Below are 3,836 nucleotides of genomic sequence, written 5' to 3' on the forward strand. Positions count from 1 at the left end.
TGGGTGTGGCAAATGGGGTGCGGGTGACGTAGGACAGCGCGCAATGACCGTCCTGACCCGTTACGACAGCCTCGTCACCGCCGGGGAACTCCGCCCCGACCCCGAACAGCGCGCCGCCGCCGAGCGGCTGTCGCGCCTTGCCGCCGAACTCGACTCGCCGCCCAAGCGCGGACTGTTCGCGCGCCTGACCGGTCGCGACGCGCCCGTCCCGCGTGGCGTGTATCTTTGGGGCGGCGTCGGGCGCGGGAAGTCGATGCTGATGGACCTGTTCTACGACTGCGTCGCCGACCCGGCCAAGCGTCGCGTCCATTTCCACGCCTTCATGATCGAGGTCCATGCCCGCCTCGCCACCGAACGCGCGAAGGAAGCGGGCAATCCGGTGCCCCCGGTCGCCGAGGCGTTGGCGAAGGACTTGAAGCTGCTCGCCTTCGACGAGATGGTCATCAACAACACTGCCGACGCCATGGTGCTGTCGCGGCTGTTCACCGAAATGATGACGCACGGCGTGACGATCGTCGCGACGTCGAACCGCCCGCCCATCGATCTCTACAAGGACGGGTTGCAGCGTGACAGCTTCCTGCCGTTCATCGCGCTACTCGAATCGAACCTCGACGTGCTGCCACTCAACGGCCCGACCGATTATCGCCGCGACCGGCTGGGCGCGGTCGATACGTGGCTGGTGCCCAACGGCCCGGTGGCGACCAAGGCACTGTCGGCGGCGTTTTTCCGTCTGACCGACTTTTCCGTAGAGGATCGCGATCACGTGCCGTCGTGCGACCTCAATATCAGTGGGCGGACGCTGCATGTGCCCAAGGCGCTGAAGGGCGTGGCAGTGTTCAGCTTCAAGCGTCTGTGCGGCGAGGCCCGCGGCGCGCCCGATTATCTGGAAATCGCGCGGACCTTCCACACCGTCATCCTGGTCGGCATCCCGATCCTGGGGCCGGAGAACCGCAACGAGGCGGCGCGGTTCGTGACGCTGATCGACGCGCTGTACGAATATCGGGTGAAGCTGCTGGCGGCAGCGGATGCGCAGCCGGGCGACCTGTACCCGACCGGCGACGGGCGGTTCGAATTCGACCGGACGATCAGCCGCCTGGAGGAAATGCGTTCGGAGGAATATCTGGCGAAGGGGCATGGCGAGGGGTAGCGCCACCTACCTCTCTACCCCCCTCCCCGTTTGCTTCGAGCGCAGGTTCGAGCCTGTCGAAAACCGAAGTCGAGAAGGGGATGCCCCAGACACCGCGTTCTCGACTGCCGCTTCTCGACAAGCTCGAAGCTGCTCGAACCGAACGGTTCGTGTGCGGAGCTAATTCCGCCGCGCATCAGCCTTCTTGGTCCTGAGCGTCGCCGACGCCGCCGCCGGGTCGTCGGGCCAGGGATGGCGCGGATAGCGGCCGCGCATTTCCTTCGACACGTCGCGCCACGACCCTGCCCAAAAGCCCGGCAGGTCGCGCGTCGTCTGGATCGGGCGGCCGGCGGGCGAGGTGAGGCTGAGCGTCAGCGGCTGACCCGCGACCATCGGATGGACGGCAAGCCCGAACAGCGCCTGCACGCGCAGTTCGACGCGCGGTCCCCCTTCGGCGGCATAGTCGATCGCATGACTCGACCCGGCCGGACTTTCGAACCGGGCGGGGGCAAGGCGACGCAGTTGCTGCATCCACTCCCAGCCGGCCAGCTGTTCCAGCGCGTCGTGGAGGCCGGTCACCGCCTCCAGCCGCCGCTTGCCTGCCAGCAACGGCGGCAGCCAGTCGTCGATCGTCGCGGTCAGTGCCGCATCGCCTAGCGGATCGTCCTGTCCCAGCATCGCCGCGACATAGGCCGATCGGCGGCGCAGCGTCTCCGCGCCCTCCCATGGCAGCAGCGACAGGTCGCGCCGCACCGCGTCGACCAAAGCCGCGACGATCTCGTCCGCCGATGCCGCCGCGTCCGGCCCCGACGACAGCCGGATCGCGCCCAGCCGCCGTTCGCGGAGCGCCACCACCCCGCGCGTGGCGGGATCGAAGGTGACGCTGCGCCGCGTTTCGATGCGGTCGCCGAACAATTGCTCGATCGTCGCCTGATCGATCGCCACCGCCGACAGGATGCGCGCGCCCGCCGCCTGCCCCTGCGTCTCGGCGACCGCCAGCCATTCGGCCGAACCCAGCGCCGCCGCGTCCAGTTTGAACCCGCGCCCGCCGACCGAGGCCCAGCGCTCGCCCGACGCATCGCGGCGCCGGGCGATACGGTCGGGGAAGGCCAGCGCGACGCTGCGCGCGAGGGCATCGGCGGGGGGATCGTCGTCGCCCTTCACCAGCCTGCGCCACCGCTCCGCCAGCCGTCGCGACGCATCGGCGCGCTGCCCGCGTTCGGTGCGCCAACGGCGACGGCGCTGGTCGAGATCGGTGTCGTTACCGCCCAGCCCCCGCTCGCCCAGCAGTACCGCGACCTCCGCCGCCGCGCCCGCAAACCCCCGTTCGCCGGCGCGGAGCAGCATGTGGGCGAGGCGCGGCGACAGTGGCAGTGTGGCGATCGCGAGGCCGTGCGGCGTCGGCCGGCCATCGCCATCGATCGCGTCCAGCGTCGCCAGCCGAGCGCGCGCCTCCTCGACCGCGGCGGCGGGCGGCGGGTCGAGCCAGCGTAAGCTCGTCGGGTCGCTCACCCCCCATTTACCGCATTCGAGGACCAGTGCCGACAGATCGGCTTCGAGGATCTCCGCAGGATCGAACCGCGGCAGGCCGGCGGTCGCGGCGGCCTCCCACAGGCGATAGGCGACGCCCGGCCCCTGTCGCGCGGCACGGCCGGCACGCTGGGTGACGGCGGCTTGGCTCGCGCGTTCGGTGGTGAGGCGCGTCATCCCCGCCGCCCGGTCGTAGCGCGGGCGACGGGCGAGGCCGGAATCGACGACGATGCGGATACCGTCGAGGGTCAGCGAGGTTTCGGCGATGCTGGTCGCCAGCACGATCTTGCGCCGCCCCTGTGGATCGGGGGCGATGGCGGCACGCTGTTCGGCGGGCAGCAGCGTGCCGTGCAGCCGATGCAGCACCGCGCCCTCGGGTATGGTCACACGCTCGGCGGTGCGCTCGATTTCGGCCACGCCGGGGAGGAAGGCGAGGATGCCGCCCTCCGCCTCGGTGAGCGCGCGGCGGATCGCGGCGGCGACCGAATCCTCGATGCGCGCCTCCGCATTGCGGCCGATATGGCGCAGGTCGAGCGGGTAGGATCGTCCCTCGCTCTCGATCACCGGCGCGTCGTCCATCAACGCGGCGAAGCGTTCACCGTCCAGCGTCGCCGACATGGCAAGGATGCGCAGGTCGGGACGCAACGCCGCCTGCGCATCGAGCGCGAGGGCGAGTCCGAAATCGCTGTCGAGGCTGCGTTCGTGCACTTCGTCGAACAGCACCGCCGAGACGCCGGCCAGTTCGGGATCGGATTGGATGCGGGCGACGAAGATGCCTTCGGTCATCACGGTGACGCGGGTCGCCGCCGTGCGCTTGCTGTCCATGCGGGTGGCGTAGCCGAAGGTCTGGCCGACCGGTTCGTTCGCGGTGGCGGCCATGCGTTCGGCTGCGGCGCGCGCGGCGATGCGGCGGGGGGAGAGTAGCAGGATTTCGCCGGCGACCCACGGTTCGCTCAGCAGCGCCGGAGCGACGGCGGTGGTCTTGCCCGCGCCGGGTGGGGCGACAAGGACCGCCGAGGTGCGGTCGCGCAGCGTTTGGAGGAGGTGGGGCAGGACCGCGTTGATGGGGAGCATGGGGGATGCTCTAGCAATCCTCCCCGCTTGCGGGGAGGGGGACCAGCGCAGCTGGCGGAGGGGAGGCGCCGCGCAACAACAACGGTTGCGACTGCGGGCACCCCCC

Annotated in this window: 2 protein-coding genes; one reads left to right on the plus strand and one right to left on the minus strand. The window is 70.4% G+C overall.

Annotated features, from left to right (window positions below):
* Nucleotides 1–43 precede the first annotated feature (43 nt).
* Entirely contained in the window at nucleotides 44–1,147 is a 1,104-nt protein-coding gene (gene zapE, locus ASE59_RS17990) for a cell division protein ZapE (protein ID WP_056459678.1), read from the plus strand.
* A gap of 159 nt (nucleotides 1,148–1,306) precedes the next feature.
* Here zapE and hrpB read toward each other — a convergent pair whose 3' ends face one another.
* A complete protein-coding gene (hrpB, locus tag ASE59_RS17995) occupies nucleotides 1,307–3,730 on the minus strand; it encodes an ATP-dependent helicase HrpB (RefSeq protein ID WP_056459680.1) in 2,424 nt (807 codons plus the stop codon).
* Nucleotides 3,731–3,836: the final 106 nt, after the last annotated feature.

The organism is Sphingomonas sp. Leaf10 (assembly GCF_001421245.1).
In the GTDB taxonomy this organism is placed as follows: Bacteria; Pseudomonadota; Alphaproteobacteria; order Sphingomonadales; family Sphingomonadaceae; genus Sphingomonas.